Below are 16,165 nucleotides of genomic sequence, written 5' to 3' on the forward strand. Positions count from 1 at the left end.
GGTGGCGACGCGAAAAAGGTTCAATCCAAAACCGAAAAAATCGGGGCTGGCCCGCCCACCTGCCATTGCCATTGAGGCAGCTGTCGCGCATAGCGGAGTGATGGTTCCCCATTCGTTCGCACCTTTGCTCTTTGCCGGTCAGCATTTTCATGCGCTGGCTGATGACGCGCTGTACTGGCCGCGACACAAGGCCTTGCTGGTCGCTGACCTGCATCTGGAAAAGGCGAGCTGGTATGCAAAGTCAGGCCAGATGCTGCCGCCCTATGACAGCCAGGCCACGCTCGAACGGCTGGGTCGTTTGATCGATGACTATGATGTTGAGCACGTCTATTCGCTTGGTGACAATTATCATGACAGTGCAGGCGAGGCGCGACTGGATGCAGCAGCGGGCCAGATGCTGCGGGCGCTGACGGCGCGTGTCGATTGGCACTGGATCACCGGCAATCATGATGAGCAGCTTGACGGGTGTTGGGGCGGTAATGTGGTCGCGCAATCTGCGGTGGACGGGCTGCTACTCTGCCATGAGCCGGACCCGGCACGGATGATCCCCCAGATTTGCGGCCATTTTCACCCCAAATTCCGCATCCAGAATCGGGGCCGCTTGGTATCGCGCCGCTGCTATATGATGAGTGACAGTCTATTGATTATGCCGGCATTTGGCGCACTGACCGGCGGACTGGATGCCAGTGATGCGGTCTATGGCGATGTCTTTGGGGCCGAGGGATATCAGGCGGTGGTACCGGTTAATGGCAAAGCCCTCTCCTTTCCCCCCGAGTGCCGCTCGGTCAAAGCCAAGGCTGTTTCATGAGCGGCTTGATCAGTCTGACAGAAGCGCGCCAGCATATATTGCAAGCCTGCGAGACTCTCTCCGCTGAACAATGTGCTGTGACAGAAGCGCTTGGGCGGACGCTGGCGCAAGATATCGTCGCGACCCATGATCAGCCTGCTGCCGATATGTCTGCCATGGATGGCTATGCGGTGCGATTGGAGGATTGCGCAGTTGGCCAAGCGCTAGATGTCATCGGTGAGGCAAAGGCAGGAGACCCATTTCAGGGCACAATAGATGTTGGACAGGCCGTACGGATTTCCACCGGAGCCTATGTGCCTGAAGGCGCAGACCATATCCTGATTCAGGAAGAGTCGGAGCGCAAAGGTGATAAGCTCACGCCCACCGTACAGCAATCAGCCAATGGCTTTATCCGCGCCAAAGGCCGCGATTTTGCCAGCGGGGACACATTGCTGAGCGCGCGGAAAACGCTGGCACCTGCATCGATTGCCCTATGCGCAGCCGCAGGTCTGGCGCAGCTTTCCGTCATCTGCAAACCGCGTGTAGCTGTCCTCACCAATGGCAACGAATTATGCGACCCCGGCGAGCCGCTATCCCCTGGCATGCTCTATGACAGCAATGGCCCTGCCCTTGTTGCGCAGATCACGAGTTGGGGCGCGAGTCCCGGCTGGCAGGGCCGAGGCGGAGATGATCTGCGGGCGATGAAAGCCTGTCTTGAGCAGGCGCTCGGCCATGACTTGTTGATCATTGCAGGCGGCGCATCGGTGGGCCCCCATGATATTGTTCGCGATGCCTTTGCCGAATTGGGTGGCGAATTGATCTTCAGCCGGATCGCACTCAAGCCGGGCAAGCCTGCATGGTGCGGTCGCTTGGGGTCGATGCTGGTGATCGGTCTGCCGGGCAATCCGGCCTCAGCCTTTGTCACGGCCGAGCTATTGGTGAAGCCGGCGATATTGGCCATGAGTGGTCAGAGAGTGGGTGCCGAAATACCTTTGCAAACAGCGCGTATCACCGATGCACTGCCCGCTAATGGTCCCCGCGAGAGTTTTTTGCGTGCTCGCGTGAGTGATGATGGGGCGGGTGAAATACTGATCACACCATTGGGCGATCAGGACAGCAGCTTGTTGCGACCATTGGCCGAATCGGATGCATTGTTGCGTCGTGCGCAGCATGACGAAGCATGTGAAGCAGGCGCAACCGTAGCGTACATGCCTTCGCGTTAGGAGAGTTTACATGGGAATGGCGGGTGTACATCAAAATGGATGTATCCCCATGTTCCTTATGTAGACATCTACGCTCTATACTTGGCAAATATTTAAAGGGAGCATGATATGTGGAAAAAAGGCGCAAGTATTGTAACTATGGCGGCGCTGCTGGCCTCTTGTGGCAGCAGTAACAATTCGAGCACGCCCGCGCCGCCGCCCATAGCATCGCCAGCGCCGTCACCCGCTCCGGCGCCTGCACCTGCCCCCACACCAACTCCGCCAGAAACCTGCTCGCTGCGTGATCGCCAGGATTGGGCCGGAGCTCTGATCGAGGAGGCCTATCTGTTTCCTGATCTTCTTGATCTCAGTGTGGATCCGGATGATTTCGACACGGTGCAGGGCTATATCGATGCACTTGTTGCCCCAGCCAGGGCGGCTGGGCGTGATGACTTCTTCACATTCATTACTTCAATCGAAGAAGAGAATGCCTTTTTTGCATCTGGAACATCGGCGGGATATGGTTTCCGCTTGGCGCTAGGGCCTGATGACACCCTGTTTATCCTTGACGCTTATGAGGGCGCGCCAGCATTGAATGCAGGCATTGATCGCGGTGCCGAGATTCTCGCCATCGGGACTACAGTTAACAATCTGCGAGATGTTCCTGAAATACTGGAGACAGACGGGATCGAAGGACTAATTGCCGCGCTTGGTCCGGCTGAAGCCGGCATTGAGAGAGTGATGCGGTTCCGCGATGCTGATGGCGAGACCGTCACCACCATCACAACTGCTGAGTATCAGCTACCGCCTATCTCGTCGCGCTTTGGCCTGCAGATACTGAACGACGGTGGCCGACAAGTCGGCTATGTCAATCTGCGGACATTCATCGATACCTCTGATGATGCCTTGCGTGATGCCTTTGCGCAATTCCAGGCCGAGGGCGTTACCGAGGTTATCCTGGATTTCCGCTATAATGGTGGCGGCCTTGTCTCGACCGCTGAATTGTTAGGCGATCTGCTCGGTGCCAACCGCTCCCCCAATGATATTTTCTCGATCACGGCTTTCAATGAGGCGCTGTCCGAGTTCAACGAAACGCGGTTCTTCCAGTCTCGGACGCAATCAATTGCACCGATGAGAATTGCTGTTATCGGCACGTCCTCTACGGCGTCAGCGAGTGAGTTGGTGACCAACAGCTTCCTGCCTTATCTGGGTGAGAATATTGCACTTGTGGGCAGCAATACCAGCGGCAAGCCAGTTGGTCAGATTGGTCTTGACCGCGAGGAGTGTGACGACCGACTGCGTGTGGTTGCGTTCCAGTCACAGAATGCTGATGGCGAGGGCGAATACTTCAATGGGCTCGCCAGTGTTATGGACAGAACCTGCCGTGCGGACGATGATATCTTTACGGCGCTGGGTGACCCAACAGAGGCTTCTATCGCTCAGTCGCTCAGTTTCCTACGCGGGGAAACTTGCACGCCAATTCCGGGGGCCAGCGGCTTCGACTTCTTCGGCAACACGGCGACGATAAATCAGCCAGGCTTCTTCTTTGGTGGCGATCGCAATCGCCGACAATTGCTGGTGCCGCGCAACGCAACACCGGCACAGCGCGAGGTTCCGGGGACCTTCTAGGTCGCACTGCCTTCTGGCAAAATACCGCCCGGCAATGGTCGCTTACCAGTGGCCGCTGCCGGGCGTTCCTTTTATCGGACCTTTGACCCGGTCGATGACCCAGCCGCCATAGTAACGGCCGGGCTGCGGGCGTACATGCTCCCAATGGCCTGAGGCATCGGCGATGAAACAGGCGAGCTTGGCCGGATAAAAGGCGAACCACCCTGCTATGGCGGCATAGCCTTCGGCCAGATCATCAAACGGATCGGGATAGGTCCATGCGGCGTCATCGATGCGCGCACCGTTGGGCAGGGTTAGATCATGACTGACCGCGACGCCCTTCCATTCGCAGACTGAAAGATTGTCATTGGGTGACAGCCATTCGCTGCGGATATCCTCGGGCGGCAGATACGGAACTGGTGCTCCCGCGGTTTCCTTGACGATCAGTGCCTGCTTGCTCTCGGCCACCATGCTGTCGCCATGCATCACCCGGATATGAGCATCCAACCCGCCAATGTGGCGCGCCATAATCGGCGGACGCGGATAGTCCCATACCGATTCCTCGCCGGTCGCGGCCACTTCCACACCCGCCGGGCGAAACGCCCGATCCCAATGGTCACGCCCGGCTTTAACCCGTGCCAACAGTGCGGCCTTGTCGGGAAGGGCGGGTTGCGGACTCATGGCGCTTCCGGTCCGGTAAAGGGCTGGCGCTCGGTCCAGGCACAGCCGAAAATTGTGCTGTCTTCGCTGAGCTGCATTGTCGCGACAAAGGGATAACCTCGATCTGACATACCGTCAGAGCAATCCCCCGGCGTTATCACCAGGGTGAACGGGCCAGAGCTGAGTTCGCCGCTATACGACAATCCGCCACGACCCGCGAAGCGCGTCACATCGACACGCTCGCCCGGCAGTTTATCCAATAGATCGTCCGGTGTCATTAACACCAGCTTCCCCTGAACATCCGGTGTACCGCCGCTGACTTCACCGCGCCAATTGGATCCGGCAAACTGGATGACCTCATCAGCGGCTATCCCATCATAAGGCCTCTTGTCATTGGTGTTGCCGGGTACATTGTCCGTGCCATTGGCACCCGAACAGGCCACAAGCAGCAAAGACAGGAAGAGAATAAAACTATGTTTCATGTCGCTTGCTCTATCAAAAGGCCGATTGTGCAGCAATAAAAGGTGCGCGCTTCACAGTAATGGCCTATATCATGTCCCAAAATGGTATGGAGGTCGCGATAGCCAAGGCAGCAGCAGATTTCACCGTTCCTGGTGAACCGCCTATGGGCTGGCTGGCGCGGATGGTGTTCCGCCTGTTGGTGTTTATCTACCGACAGCACAAATTCACGCCCATTGGCGAGGCACCGGAATTTCGCAAATTCATCATCATCGCGGTGCCGCATACCAGCAATTGGGATTTCCCCAACTATGTCGGCCTGACCCGCGAGATGGGCCTGCGCACCCAGTTTATGGCCAAGGCATCGCTGTTCAAATGGCCGATGGGCACCTTTATGCGCCAGGTGGGCGGGGTGCCGGTCGACCGTGATGCGGCCAAGGATATGGTGCAGCAAATGGCCGAGGAATTTGCCGCACGCGACGATTTTATCCTGACCATCGCGCCGGAAGGCACACGCAGCGCCGCCACCCGCTGGCGCACCGGTTTCTACCATATCGCCATGGCCGCCAAGGTGCCGATTGTCTGCGGTTTTATGGACTACAACACCCGCCGCGCCGGCCTTGGTCCGGTCATTCATGCGACTGGCGATTATGAGGCGGACATGGCCCCGGCCTTTGCCTTTTACGAAGGCATGATCGGCCGCCGTGGCGAGGGTCTGAAGGGTGATGCCGGTAAGGACATGCCCGGATGACCGCAGAAGACATTATTACCTCTCTGAACCTATCTCCGCACCCAGAGGGCGGCTGGTATCGCGAATTGTGGCGCAGCGATATCGCGCTGGGAGGCAACACCGCCTATGCCCCCGACCGCGCCAGCGCCACCGCGATCTATTATCTGCTCGAAACCGGCCAGCGCTCCGAATGGCACCGCGTTGATGCGCATGAGCTTTGGCTCTGGCATGCTGGCGACCCGCTCACCCTGTCGATCAAGGCCGAATGGGACGATGCGCCGCACCACCCGATACTCGGCACCGACCTCGCAGCGGGCCAGCAACCACAAATCCGCATCTCCACCAATTACTGGCAAGCGGCAGAACCCGTGCCGACAGAAGGCGGCGCGGGCTATACGCTGGTCAGCTGCATCGTCTCGCCGGGGTTCGAGTTTTCCGGTTTTGAAATGCGGTCAGATTGATAAACGCCGCCTTTTACGCAAAAGCCCTCAATCATCCGGCGCGGCGGCTATGATTTTTATCTCGACCTGCGCCTCGGGCAGATAGAGCCGGTCGATACCGATCACCGTCCAGGCCGGGAAGGGCGCTTTGACATAGCGGTTCTTGACCTCGGCCATCACCGGCAGGCTGGCATCGATATCAAGGTGGAAGCTGGTGATATCGAGCACATGCTCCCAGCCTGATCCGGCGCGCTCCAGCGTCCGGCCCATGGCCTCAAACGCCTTGACGAATTCCGCCTCCATATCATCGCTTTCGACAACGATCACGCCGGAGAGATAGACCTTCTCGTCATGCACCACCGCCGAGGCATAGCCGAACTGCTCCTGGAAAGCGCGCGATTGCGGGTTTTCCGGCATGATCGAGACTTTGGCCTCAACCTCCCCGGTTTCCTCTTCTTCTTCGACTTCGTTTTCCTGCACCTCAATCGCGTCCGCCGCATCCATGGCAACGTCTTCCTGTGCCAGCGCGGTGCCTGTGCCGAGCAACAGCGCGATTCCGGCGGTATAGAACACCCCTTTTTGCATTATTGCTTCTCCCTCATCCCATTTTTGCCGATTCTGTTTGCGGGAATATGCCAGAAAAGCGGCATAATCGCAGCACTTTCGGCAACTGTCCAATTAACTTTACAGTATAAAGTGTAATATATACTGGACATTGGCACCGTCTCGGCTACATTAATCATGCAGGGCTTGCGTCTTCCGCGCGAGTCATAGGGAGAGTTTAAGCACCCAGCGAATTTAATCGGCACGGCACTGCAACCGACACAGATAGGGATGATGGCGATGGCAAAGAACTGGCTGGCGGAAGTCCGCAAATATGATCCAAATCCTAACAAGGGCGTTGTTGCCGCGATTGTGCGGTTTTGCGGCACGGCATTGCGATCGCGCGATGGCTCGCTCCTGGCTTTTGCAGACAAGGCCGAGACCGACCATGTCCGCGAGAGCTTCCTCAAAGGCAAGCTGGGCCTGACCGATCCCGACAAGACTCTGGATGAAGGCATTGCCGCTGTCGGCACCCAGATGGCCGACGACAAGAACCGCGTCACCGCCTATTATCTGCTGACCAAGCATTTCGAGAAATTCGGCGCCTTTGGCTATCCCAACTGGACCGCCAATGTCGCCGCCACCTCTGCTGTCGCGGCTGCGGCGGCGTCCTACTATCACGGCGCGGGCAAGACCAACCGGGTGTATAATATCTTCTCCGAAGAGTTTTCGCCGGGCGATGATGGCGACCTTGTCGGCGCGGGCTTCCTCGCCGCGGTTGCAACATTCGGTGCTCTGGCTTTTGGCATGGCGGTCAGTGGTTGGCTGTTCCAGAAAGATGACGCACCCGTCGCCGCGCTGCCGCCAGCCGCGGTCGAAGCTCCGGCTGAAGAGGCGATGCCCGCTGCGGATGCTGCCGCTGCAGAGATACCCGATGGTGCAGGCGTGATTGCCGCTGAGGTGGAAGCCAAACCAATGCTCACCGTCTATTTCGACACCGGAGCCGCCGAAGTCAGCCCCGAATTTGAAGCCAAGGCCGCTGATCTGCTGGCGTATCTTGAGGCCAATCCCGAGGCCAGCGTGGCGATATCGGGCTTTAACGACCCCAGCGGCGATGCCGAGCTGAACGCCGAACTCTCCAAAAACCGCGCCGAAAGCGTGCAGGCGGCATTGGTGGCGCAGGGCGTGGATGAAGGGCGGACCGATCTGGTCAAACCCGATGACACCACCATCACCGAAATGACCGCCGACGAAGCGCGCCGCGTTGAGGTGACCATCGTCGAATAGGCGGTGGGGGCGTCTGGCAAAACAGCACCGCGTGGCGCAGGAGTGTCCGGATGCCGGGGAGGGTGACAGTGCCTTCCTCAAGGCCAAGCTGGTCACCACCCGCTATTATTGCGATCATATGGTGCCTGAAGCGCTGGGGTTGAAGGCGTCAGCTATGGGCGGTGCGGATTTGCTTTATGCGCTAAGCGCTGAGGAACTGGCTGCGTAAAATCCTCCCCGGCACGGGGAGGGGACCAGCCATAGCCTTGGCGAAGGCTGGTGGAGGGGCACCCGCCAATAGTGCTGCATTTGCAGAAAACTCATCGCGCTAATTCTGTTTCACGCGAAGAAGCGAAGGGCGTGAATATCTCACGCGCAACATCTATGCAAAGATTTTCTGAATTTCCTTGCGGAATAAATCGCCCAAAAAGAACTTCGCTAAAATCAAGGCGCGTCATCAGATTGAGAACTGGCTTGTCGAGATTCAATCTCAACCAAATCGTCTATTTTGTTGCAGCCTCGTTCATCTCCAGCATCACAGGCCTGTTGGTATAGCCGGACCGCGTTTGTATAGTTTTTCTCTACGCCTCTTCCACTTAGAAAGAGATCCGCTAGATTGAAATGGCACTCTTTTGTTTCTCCATTTGCTGCTCTCTGATAGAGATTTGCCGCTATTTCATAGTCTTGTTCTACGCTTTGCCCAAGCTCATATACGAGTCCTAAGAAACAACAATCACTTGAATTGCCGTTCTCACAGCCACGATCGAATAGTTCAATCGCTTTAGCGGGGTCTTTAGTAACCCCTTTTCCGTTAAGGTAACGTGCTGCAAGTAGGGAGCAGCCGTTTGAGTGTCCAAAGTCACAGGCCCGACGATATAGTTTTGCTGCTTCTGAGTGGTTTTGCTCTACACCTTGGCCATCAGAATAGAGCATGCCTAACATGTAACAGGTTTCGTAGTCTCCACCATCACAACCCTTGCGGAACAACTCAGCTGCACGTGTGTCACTTTTTTCAACACCCATTCCTTGCAAGTAAAGAACACCAAGGGTTGAGCAGCCCTTTGCATCATGCGCATCGCATCTCTCACGCAAAACGTTTATCGTATCCTGGGACACCTCTGCTGGTGGGGTTACATCTTGGGCGAGAACTGTGGTTTCCAAAGTGCCAGTCAGTAAACCAAAGCTCAGCAAGATGCTGAGAAAGGGTCTCATTTTTATAGTAACTATGATGTTTATCATTGGTGCTGGTAGCTCTCTTGTTCTCTGCGTGTTGAGAAATTGACTACTCCTCGTCAAACAGCTCTGCCAGCTGCTCGACCATTGTGCCGCCGAGCTGCTCGGCATCCATAATAGTCACCGCGCGGCGATAGTAACGCGTCACATCATGGCCAATACCGATAGCGATAAGTTGCACCGGTGAGCGGTTTTCGATCCAGTCGATCACCTGGCGCAGATGCTGTTCCAGATAGCCGCCATGATTGACTGAGAGCGTTGAGTCATCGACAGGCGCGCCGTCGGAAATCACCATCAGGATGCGGCGCTCCTCGGGCCGCGCCAGCAGGCGGGCATGCGCCCAGAGCAGTGCCTCGCCGTCGATATTCTCTTTTAGCAATCCCTCGCGCATCATCAGGCCGAGATTTTTGCGCGCCCGGCGCCAGGGCTCATCAGCCTGTTTATAGATGATATGCCTCAGATCATTGAGCCGCCCCGGATTGGCCGGGCGGTTATCGGCAAGCCATTCCTCGCGGCACTGGCCGCCCTTCCACGCCTTGGTGGTGAAGCCCAATATCTCGGTCTTGACGCCGCAGCGCTCCAGCGTCCGCGCCATGATATCGGCGCTTATCGCGGCGATCGAGATTGGCCGTCCGCGCATCGAGCCTGAATTGTCGATCAGCAGCGTCACCACCGTATCGCGAAAATCGGTATCGCGCTCAATCTTGTAGGACAGCGATTGCCCCGGTGCGACAACGACACGCGCCAGCCGAGCTGCATCGAGCAGGCCTTCTTCCTGGTCAAAATCCCAGCTGCGATTCTGCTGCGCCATCAAGCGGCGTTGCAACCGGTTGGCGAGTTTGGTCACCGCGCCCTGCAATGTCGTCAGCTGCTGATCAAGATAGGCACGCAGCCGCAGCAGCTCCTCCTCATCGCACAATTCAGGCGCGGGGATTTCCTCGTCATGGCGCTGGGTAAAGGCCTTATAGTCAAAATCATCGGGCAGATCGGTCCATGGCCGGTTGGGCCGCACCGGCATCATGCCATCATCGCCGGCATCCCCGGGATCGCCATCGCCATCCTCGTCAAATTCGCCCTCGGTCTGCTGGTCCTCGCCCTCTTCGCCTTCGCCCTGTTGCTGCTCGCCGCGGGTATCGGCCTGACCCTGATCGCCGGCGGCTTCCTCCTCGCCCTCATCGGGGGATTCGTCCTCCTGCTCGCCGTCTTCCTGATCCTCTTCCTCGTCCTCGCCTTCCTGTTCCTCCATTTGCGGATCGGCAAGGTCGAGATGCTCGAGCAGATTTGCCATGATTTCGGCAAAACCGCGCTGATTATCCAGCACATCGGAAAGCGCCGCGAGATCCTCGCCAGCGCGTTCCTCAATCCATCCGCGCACCAGATCAACGCCCGCCTGCGCCCGCTCTGGAATAGGCCGCCCGGTCAACCGCTCACGCGCGATCAGCGATACGGCGGTGGAAAGCGGCACATCATCCCGCTGCGCCGCGCGCGAAATCGGATCGGAACGCATCCGCATATCGAGCGCGGCATCGAGATTGTCGCCGACACCGGGCATGGCATTGCTGCCCAAAGCCTCAACCCGCACCTGCTCCAGTGCATCATAAACCGCGCGCGCCACAGCTTCTTTGGGCGCATTGCGGCTGTGTGCGGCGAGATCATGATGGCGCAGCTTCAGCGCATAAAGATCGGCATAGCCGCGCGCCTCGGCCACCTGATCGGCGGGCAAAGTACGCTGCGGCATCGGAACACGCAGCTTGTTGCCCGATTGCGATGGCGGATCGGCGGTAAAGGCCAGTTCGACCTCATCCTCCAGCGAAATAGCACGCGCCGCGCCGCCAAGCACGGATTTGAGATCATCTAAGGGAGTGCGTTCGGTCATGCATCTTACATATGCAGACTAGCCCTGTTCGCATAGTGATTATTTGCGGCTGAGTGCCGCCGCATATTCTTCACCCGAACATCGCGCGGCAAGCGGCCCTTCTATAGGCCGCGCTGCCAAAGGGGTCATGCTGTAGATATCATCATAGAGCTTTTGCAGCGCAGTAGGCGGCACCGAGAAGGGCGGTCCCTGTGTTTGTTGCTGATCATAGTCATAGCCGATGACCAGTTGCGGCGCATGATCGGTGATGCCCGCAAGATGGGCGACGTAGCGGGTGCGCATCTCGTCCGGCAAGGCAACAATCGAACCCCGGTCAAAAATGCCGTCAATCTGGCCCAGCATTGCTTGGTCGAGAGCAAAGAAGTCGCCAACATAAAGGGTGAGATGGCCATTATGATAGCGCTTTAAACCATGAGTTTCGCTCTTTTCAGGGACCAGACCGAGCCGTTCAAACACTTCCTCAACCGCCTCTTGATTGAATTCGATGCCGATGACGTGAAAGCCCTGACCCAATAGCCAATCCATATCCAGCGACTTGCCGCAGAGCGGAACCAATATTGTGTCGCCTGATGTGACCCCAATCGTGCCGAAATGGCTTTCAAGAAAAGGGTGCGGCTTGGCCTCATGAAACGCGATATTGTTTTGCTGCCAACGCGATTGCCAGAATTGCTCTTCCATAACCGTTCTTACTCCTCGTCATTCCCTAGCCGCAGCCGCACATTGCGTCCGTCTATCTTGCGGGAGATAACAAGGCCGTTTTCATCAAGGCGGATGCGGGTCTTTTCATCGCCGTCCTCATTGTCATTGGCGATGGATGGCAGGTCATCATTGGCGGCGTCACCGGGCTTCGGTTTTGCGGGCGGCTCTTTCGACGGCGCAGTCTTTTTCGCAGGTGCCTGGCGCTTCCCTGCCGGTGCCGACCCCTTCAGCGCCTGCGCCATAAACCGCTTCCATATGCGCGCGGGCAGGCCGCCGCCCTGTATGCCGGCGAGCGGGCTGTTGTCATCATTGCCGACCCAGACGCCGACGACCAGCCTGTCCGCGCCCTCACCGGCATAGCCGATAAACAGCGCATCGCGATTGTCCTGGCTGGTGCCGGTCTTGCCATAATTGGGGATCGCCAGTTGCGCCGCGCGGCCGGTGCCGCGATTGACCGCGGCGCGTAGCATCTGCTGCATATCGTCGCGCATCTGCCGGTCAAAGCTCTCCGGGCCGCTGAACAGCCAGTCGAACCAGCCCTGTTCGCCCTCGGCAAAGGCAGTGGGCGTGACCGGGTATTGGTTGCCCGCCAGCGCGGCATAAGCGGCGGTCATCTCGATCAAGCTGGTCGATGCGGTACCCAGCGCCTGGCTCGGATCGCCGTCGATGAAATTGGCGGTGACGCCCAAATTGCGCGCTTCACGGCTGACCGCCTCGCTGCCCAGCCGGTTATACAGCCGCACCGCGACGACATTGCTGGATTTGACAAACGCCTCTTCCAAGGTGGTGCGACCGATATATTTCTCACCGGCATTTTTCGGGCGATAGCTGCCGCTTTCAATCGGGCTGTCATCGACCACCGTATCGGGCCGCATGCCCGAGCGCAGCGCGGCGAGCCAGACGAACAGCTTGAAGGCAGAGCCGGATTGCCGCTCGGCCTGCACCGCACGGTTGAATTGCGATGTCTTGTAATCGCGTCCACCAACCATGGCGACGACCTCGCCATTGGGGCGCATCGCCACCAGCGCGACTTGCGTATCGCCGGTGACGCCGCGCTGCACCGCGCGCTGGGCGATCCTTTGCAGACGCGAGTCCAGGGTCGTTTCCAGCTCCAGCGTGGCATAGCTGGTTTCGGTCAGCTCGCGCGCCTGGGGCATCGCCCAATCGGCAAAATGGGTGCCCACCGGCACCGCCTTGCGCTTGTTGCGCACGTCCAGCACCGGCACGGGCAGGGCATCGACCTCGGCCTGGGTCATAAAGCCCGCCGCGACCATGGCCTTGCGCACCAGCTTGTCACGCTTGGTTGCCGCATCCCAATTGCGCGTTGGCGCATAGCGTGATGGCGCCTGCACCAGTCCGGCGAGCATAAGCGCCTGTTCGGGCTTCAGATTCTCCGGCTGGCGGTAAAAATAGTGCAGCGACGCGGCGCGCAACCCGTAAACATTATCACCAAAATAGGCGTTGGAGAGATAGCGTTCGAGGATTTCATCCTTGGTCAGCCAAGCCTCCATCCAAAAGGCGATCAGTGCCTCGCGCGCCTTGCGTGACAGGCTGCGCTCGGGGGTGAGAAAGCTGATTTTGGCCAGCTGTTGGGTGATGGTGGAACCACCCTGGGTCAGGCCGCTGCCCGCAACATTGGACCAGATAGCGCGGCCAACCCCGCGTGGATCGACACCCCAATGCTCATAAAAACGCCGGTCTTCAATCGCCAGAAATGCCTGTTTGACATAATCGGGCAGGTCCTCAGCGACCACCGGATCGCGGACAATCGCGCCATTGCGCGCGATTGGACGGCCATCGCTGGTGGTGAGCGTAATCTCCGGTGCGGCTATAGGCTCAAGCGATTTGGACAGCGGCGCGGTGATCGCCAGCCAGATGATGATGGCGAGAAACAGGCCGATGCCGAGACCCAAGCCACGCAATGTCCACCAGCGCCAGCCGCGTTTCTTCGGCGCTGCAATCTCTTCTTCGGGCGGCGCATAATCAGGCGTGTCTATCGGCGCGGTGGCGGGATGCTCTTGGCTATCTTTGCCGCCGAAGAAGTTGCGCACCGCATCCCATGGCCGCTTGCGCCGCGTCCATGGCTGGCGCTCGGCCAGCTCAGCCTCTCGCGCTCGGCGATATTCTTCCAGATAGGAATCGATATCCGACATATCGGGCTGTGTTAGCCAAGTATGACGGCTTTGGCGAGGGGGTTATGTGGCACCGATACGTCTATCGGAAAGCGAGCCGTTCTAAGGGCTCATAATATTTCGCCAACAAATTATTTATAGGCTGCTCATTCTTGAAAAATGCAGCGGAATCGCAACCACTCAAAAAGTCCAAGGCTGTTTCGGCACGTATCTTTTTGATGACAGGTTTAGCAACTTGTTTTGACATGCCGTGATATCCAACATTGCATACTCTATTATTACTTTCAGTATCAATGACATCTATAGTATTCGCATGTGGGTTCTTCAACTCATATCCAAAGCGCCTAAGTATAGTATTTAACTCTCTATAGGTAACTATGTAATCCCTCTTATCGGTCTGCCTGGTGACAAGCCGAAGATAGTGTGCGATGTATCTTACGTCAGAGTCTTCATGACCCTTAAAATCTTTAATATATTTTTCCATTTTTGTGAATGAATTGTCGGCAATTTTTACTGTAAAATCTTCGAATTGCTTTTCAGTTATCTTCAAGGTCAACTTATTTTGTTCTAAGAAAAGCAAAGTTGACAAAAATGCAGTCCTTTTATTTGCATCGTGGAAGGGGTGATTGCATATGATTCCATACATTAAAGTTGCAGCTACTTCTTCAGGTCTCGTCCATTTGTCGATTCCACCAAATGATACATCCTGTCTGCTGATTGCTGAAATTAACATATCTAATGATTTTGGGCCAATACCTCCGATACCTGACTTACGACCGTAGAACATATCTACTAAAACAAAATGCACAGTTAGAACTTGTTCATAAGAAAGACCAGTAAACTCCCTTGCCTCAGGTAGTTGCGCTTTCCAACGCAGAAATTCTTGTTCAACCGCAGCGTGTTTGAAGACCTTCATTTTACGGAATTAGCATAAAGTTGATTGCTTAGATAGTTCAACTCCCCACAACACTCTCCGGCAAATCCTCACCGAACACCCGTTGATAATATTCCGCGACCAGCATCCGCTCCGCCTCATCGCATTTGTTTAAGAAGGAGAGGCGGAAGGCGAAGCCGATATTGTGGAAGATCGCGGCGTTCTGGGCCCAGCTTATCACGGTGCGCGGGCTCATGACCGTCGAGATATCGCCATTGATAAAGCCCTGACGCGACAGATCGGCGACCTTGACCATTTTTTCGACCACGCTCGGATCGGTCTCGCCGACTTTGGAGAGGATCACTTTCGCCTCGGTTTCAGCGGGGAGATAGTTGAGGGTGCAGACAATGTTCCAGCGGTCCATCTGCCCCTGGTTGATCTGGTGCGTGCCGTGATACAGCCCGCTGGTATCGCCGAGACCCACCGTGTTGGCGGTGGCGAACAGACGGAAGAAGGGATTGGGGCGGATCACCCGGTTCTGGTCGAGCAATGTCAGCTTGCCCTCGGTCTCGAGAACGCGCTGTATGACGAACATCACATCGGGGCGGCCAGCATCATATTCATCGAACACAAGCGCGGTTGGTGTTTGCAACGCCCAAGGGAGCAGGCCCTCGCGGAATTCGGTGACCTGCTTGCCATCTTTCAGCACAATGGCATCGCGGCCGACCAAGTCGATACGGCTGATATGCGCGTCGAGATTGATGCGGATGCAGGGCCAGTTCAGTCGTGCGGCAATCTGCTCGATATGGGTGGATTTACCGGTGCCGTGATAGCCCTGGATCATCACCCGGCGGTTATGGGCAAAGCCCGCCAGTACCGCCAGCGTGGTGTCATGGTCAAAGACATAGGCCGGATCAAGATCGGGCACGCGCGGATCGGCTTCGGAAAAGGCCGGGATTTCCATGTCGATATCCAGCCCGAACAGCTCGCGCGCGGACACCATCTTGTCGGGCGCAGCCATCACGGTGTCGCCGGTGCCGGGGGGAATCTCATTGGGGATATCGCTCATGCCGCTTTCTGCCTGTATTTCCTGCTGTGCATTGCACATAGTCATGCTGCGCGGGGTAGTGCAAGACTGCTATGGGTGCAGCGCGTCGGTTTTTTCTGCGTCTTCGCCGTATTGCCATGGCAGCGATAAAAACAGGCGCTAACATGCCGTAGCGACAGGCGGGTTTCGACCCGGCTTAGAGAGAGGGGGTTTTCACTATGTCTTTTATTAATGGTTTTGTTCTGGCTGTGCCGAAAGAGAATAAGCAGGCCTTTATTGACCATGCCGCACTGATCAATCCGATCTTTATGGATTTTGGGCTTATTCGGGTGGTGGAAAGCTGGCAGTCGGACGTCCCCAAAGGCAAGAAAAACGATTTCTTCACCGCGGTGGAGGCGGGCGAGGACGAAGCGGTGGTCTTCACCTTTATGGAATGGCCCGACAAGGCCACGCGTGACAATGCGATGGCGAAGCTGCAGGACCTGGTAAAGGATGACCCGCGCTTCGACCGCGAGAAACATCCGGTACCCTTTGATGGCTCACGGATGATTATGGGCGGGTTTGAACCGGTCTATACGCTGCAGAAATAAGGCTTTTTTTAGAGAAGA

17 protein-coding genes are annotated in these 16,165 nt (G+C 57.0%); 8 read left to right on the plus strand and 9 right to left on the minus strand.

Annotated features, from left to right (window positions below):
• Position 1 precedes the first annotated feature (1 nt).
• The 3 genes from pdeM to RB602_RS03855 all read left to right on the plus strand — a co-directional run bounded on the left by pdeM (position 2) and on the right by RB602_RS03855 (position 3,618).
• Positions 2 to 808 carry a ligase-associated DNA damage response endonuclease PdeM gene (gene pdeM, locus RB602_RS03845; protein WP_317083111.1) on the plus strand — a complete coding sequence of 269 codons (807 nt, stop codon included), beginning with the start codon at positions 2 to 4 and terminating at the stop codon, positions 806 to 808.
• The gene (locus RB602_RS03850; protein ID WP_317083112.1) at positions 805 to 2,010 is read left to right on the plus strand and encodes a molybdopterin molybdotransferase MoeA; all 1,206 of its coding nucleotides are present in this window, start codon (positions 805 to 807) and stop codon (positions 2,008 to 2,010) included. Before pdeM ends, RB602_RS03850 begins: the two co-directional genes overlap by 4 nt.
• A gap of 108 nt (positions 2,011 to 2,118) precedes the next feature.
• Entirely contained in the window at positions 2,119 to 3,618 is a 1,500-nt protein-coding gene (locus RB602_RS03855; protein WP_317083114.1) for a S41 family peptidase, read from the plus strand.
• Positions 3,619 to 3,660: 42 nt separating this feature from the next.
• On the opposite strand, the gene RB602_RS03860 is transcribed toward RB602_RS03855, so the two are convergent.
• Both RB602_RS03860 and RB602_RS03865 read right to left on the minus strand, forming a co-directional pair.
• Positions 3,661 to 4,278, minus strand: a complete 618-nt coding sequence (locus tag RB602_RS03860; protein ID WP_317083116.1) for a DUF427 domain-containing protein — start codon at positions 4,276 to 4,278, stop codon at positions 3,661 to 3,663.
• A complete protein-coding gene (locus RB602_RS03865) occupies positions 4,275 to 4,739 on the minus strand; it encodes a hypothetical protein (RefSeq protein ID WP_317083117.1) in 465 nt (154 codons plus the stop codon). The genes RB602_RS03860 and RB602_RS03865 overlap by 4 nt, the downstream gene beginning before the upstream one ends.
• 71 nt (positions 4,740 to 4,810) lie before the next feature.
• Between RB602_RS03865 and RB602_RS03870 the strand changes: the two genes are divergently transcribed.
• Positions 4,811 to 5,467, plus strand: coding sequence for a 1-acyl-sn-glycerol-3-phosphate acyltransferase (locus RB602_RS03870; RefSeq protein ID WP_317083119.1), 657 nt, complete (start codon positions 4,811 to 4,813; stop codon positions 5,465 to 5,467).
• On the plus strand, positions 5,464 to 5,907 hold the full coding sequence (locus RB602_RS03875; protein ID WP_317083121.1) for a cupin domain-containing protein: 444 nt from the start codon (positions 5,464 to 5,466) through the stop codon (positions 5,905 to 5,907). The genes RB602_RS03870 and RB602_RS03875 overlap by 4 nt, the downstream gene beginning before the upstream one ends.
• A gap of 27 nt (positions 5,908 to 5,934) precedes the next feature.
• On the opposite strand, the gene RB602_RS03880 is transcribed toward RB602_RS03875, so the two are convergent.
• A complete protein-coding gene (locus RB602_RS03880; protein ID WP_317083122.1) occupies positions 5,935 to 6,471 on the minus strand; it encodes a Rid family hydrolase in 537 nt (178 codons plus the stop codon).
• Positions 6,472 to 6,729: 258 nt separating this feature from the next.
• Here RB602_RS03880 and RB602_RS03885 point away from each other — a divergent pair, with 258 nt between their 5' ends.
• Both RB602_RS03885 and RB602_RS03890 read left to right on the plus strand, forming a co-directional pair.
• Entirely contained in the window at positions 6,730 to 7,716 is a 987-nt protein-coding gene (locus RB602_RS03885; RefSeq protein WP_317083124.1) for a DUF2853 family protein, read from the plus strand.
• Between the two features lie 31 nt (positions 7,717 to 7,747).
• A complete protein-coding gene (locus tag RB602_RS03890; protein ID WP_317083126.1) occupies positions 7,748 to 7,924 on the plus strand; it encodes an acyl-CoA dehydrogenase C-terminal domain-containing protein in 177 nt (58 codons plus the stop codon).
• A gap of 215 nt (positions 7,925 to 8,139) precedes the next feature.
• On the opposite strand, the gene RB602_RS03895 is transcribed toward RB602_RS03890, so the two are convergent.
• The 6 genes from RB602_RS03895 to cobS form a co-directional block, all read right to left on the minus strand.
• Positions 8,140 to 8,934, minus strand: coding sequence for a tetratricopeptide repeat protein (locus RB602_RS03895; RefSeq protein WP_317083128.1), 795 nt, complete (start codon positions 8,932 to 8,934; stop codon positions 8,140 to 8,142).
• A 43-nt stretch (positions 8,935 to 8,977) separates the two neighbouring features.
• Positions 8,978 to 10,804, minus strand: coding sequence for a cobaltochelatase subunit CobT (gene cobT, locus RB602_RS03900; RefSeq protein WP_317083130.1), 1,827 nt, complete (start codon positions 10,802 to 10,804; stop codon positions 8,978 to 8,980).
• A 39-nt stretch (positions 10,805 to 10,843) separates the two neighbouring features.
• The gene (tmpT, locus tag RB602_RS03905) at positions 10,844 to 11,482 is read right to left on the minus strand and encodes a thiopurine S-methyltransferase (protein ID WP_317083131.1); all 639 of its coding nucleotides are present in this window, start codon (positions 11,480 to 11,482) and stop codon (positions 10,844 to 10,846) included.
• A gap of 8 nt (positions 11,483 to 11,490) precedes the next feature.
• Positions 11,491 to 13,656 (minus strand): transglycosylase domain-containing protein, encoded by a 2,166-nt coding sequence (locus RB602_RS03910; protein WP_317083133.1) that lies wholly within the window; start codon positions 13,654 to 13,656, stop codon positions 11,491 to 11,493.
• A 61-nt stretch (positions 13,657 to 13,717) separates the two neighbouring features.
• A complete protein-coding gene (locus tag RB602_RS03915) occupies positions 13,718 to 14,551 on the minus strand; it encodes a type II toxin-antitoxin system death-on-curing family toxin (protein WP_317083135.1) in 834 nt (277 codons plus the stop codon).
• Positions 14,552 to 14,588: 37 nt separating this feature from the next.
• Positions 14,589 to 15,578, minus strand: a complete 990-nt coding sequence (cobS, locus tag RB602_RS03920) for a cobaltochelatase subunit CobS (RefSeq protein WP_317083137.1) — start codon at positions 15,576 to 15,578, stop codon at positions 14,589 to 14,591.
• A 197-nt stretch (positions 15,579 to 15,775) separates the two neighbouring features.
• Between cobS and RB602_RS03925 the strand changes: the two genes are divergently transcribed.
• Positions 15,776 to 16,147 (plus strand): DUF1428 domain-containing protein, encoded by a 372-nt coding sequence (locus tag RB602_RS03925; RefSeq protein ID WP_317083139.1) that lies wholly within the window; start codon positions 15,776 to 15,778, stop codon positions 16,145 to 16,147.
• Positions 16,148 to 16,165: the final 18 nt, after the last annotated feature.

The sequence above is a fragment of the Parasphingorhabdus sp. SCSIO 66989 genome, assembly GCF_032852305.1.
Classification (GTDB): domain Bacteria; phylum Pseudomonadota; class Alphaproteobacteria; order Sphingomonadales; family Sphingomonadaceae; genus Alterisphingorhabdus; species Alterisphingorhabdus coralli.

What these genes read in the sequence shown, in the direction of transcription:
- RB602_RS03850 (WP_317083112.1), top strand. Translation starts at nt 805, where the DNA reads ATGAGCGGCTTGATCAGTCTGACAGAAGCGCGCCAGCATATATTGCAA.
- RB602_RS03855 (WP_317083114.1), top strand. Translation starts at nt 2,119, where the DNA reads ATGTGGAAAAAAGGCGCAAGTATTGTAACTATGGCGGCGCTGCTGGCC.
- RB602_RS03860 (WP_317083116.1), bottom strand. Translation starts at nt 4,278, where the DNA reads ATGAGTCCGCAACCCGCCCTTCCCGACAAGGCCGCACTGTTGGCACGG.
- RB602_RS03865 (WP_317083117.1), bottom strand. Translation starts at nt 4,739, where the DNA reads ATGAAACATAGTTTTATTCTCTTCCTGTCTTTGCTGCTTGTGGCCTGT.
- RB602_RS03870 (WP_317083119.1), top strand. Translation starts at nt 4,811, where the DNA reads ATGTCCCAAAATGGTATGGAGGTCGCGATAGCCAAGGCAGCAGCAGAT.
- RB602_RS03875 (WP_317083121.1), top strand. Translation starts at nt 5,464, where the DNA reads ATGACCGCAGAAGACATTATTACCTCTCTGAACCTATCTCCGCACCCA.
- RB602_RS03880 (WP_317083122.1), bottom strand. Translation starts at nt 6,471, where the DNA reads ATGCAAAAAGGGGTGTTCTATACCGCCGGAATCGCGCTGTTGCTCGGC.
- RB602_RS03885 (WP_317083124.1), top strand. Translation starts at nt 6,730, where the DNA reads ATGGCAAAGAACTGGCTGGCGGAAGTCCGCAAATATGATCCAAATCCT.
- RB602_RS03895 (WP_317083128.1), bottom strand. Translation starts at nt 8,934, where the DNA reads ATGATAAACATCATAGTTACTATAAAAATGAGACCCTTTCTCAGCATC.
- cobT (WP_317083130.1), bottom strand. Translation starts at nt 10,804, where the DNA reads ATGACCGAACGCACTCCCTTAGATGATCTCAAATCCGTGCTTGGCGGC.
- tmpT (WP_317083131.1), bottom strand. Translation starts at nt 11,482, where the DNA reads ATGGAAGAGCAATTCTGGCAATCGCGTTGGCAGCAAAACAATATCGCG.
- RB602_RS03910 (WP_317083133.1), bottom strand. Translation starts at nt 13,656, where the DNA reads ATGTCGGATATCGATTCCTATCTGGAAGAATATCGCCGAGCGCGAGAG.
- RB602_RS03915 (WP_317083135.1), bottom strand. Translation starts at nt 14,551, where the DNA reads ATGAAGGTCTTCAAACACGCTGCGGTTGAACAAGAATTTCTGCGTTGG.
- cobS (WP_317083137.1), bottom strand. Translation starts at nt 15,578, where the DNA reads ATGAGCGATATCCCCAATGAGATTCCCCCCGGCACCGGCGACACCGTG.
- RB602_RS03925 (WP_317083139.1), top strand. Translation starts at nt 15,776, where the DNA reads ATGTCTTTTATTAATGGTTTTGTTCTGGCTGTGCCGAAAGAGAATAAG.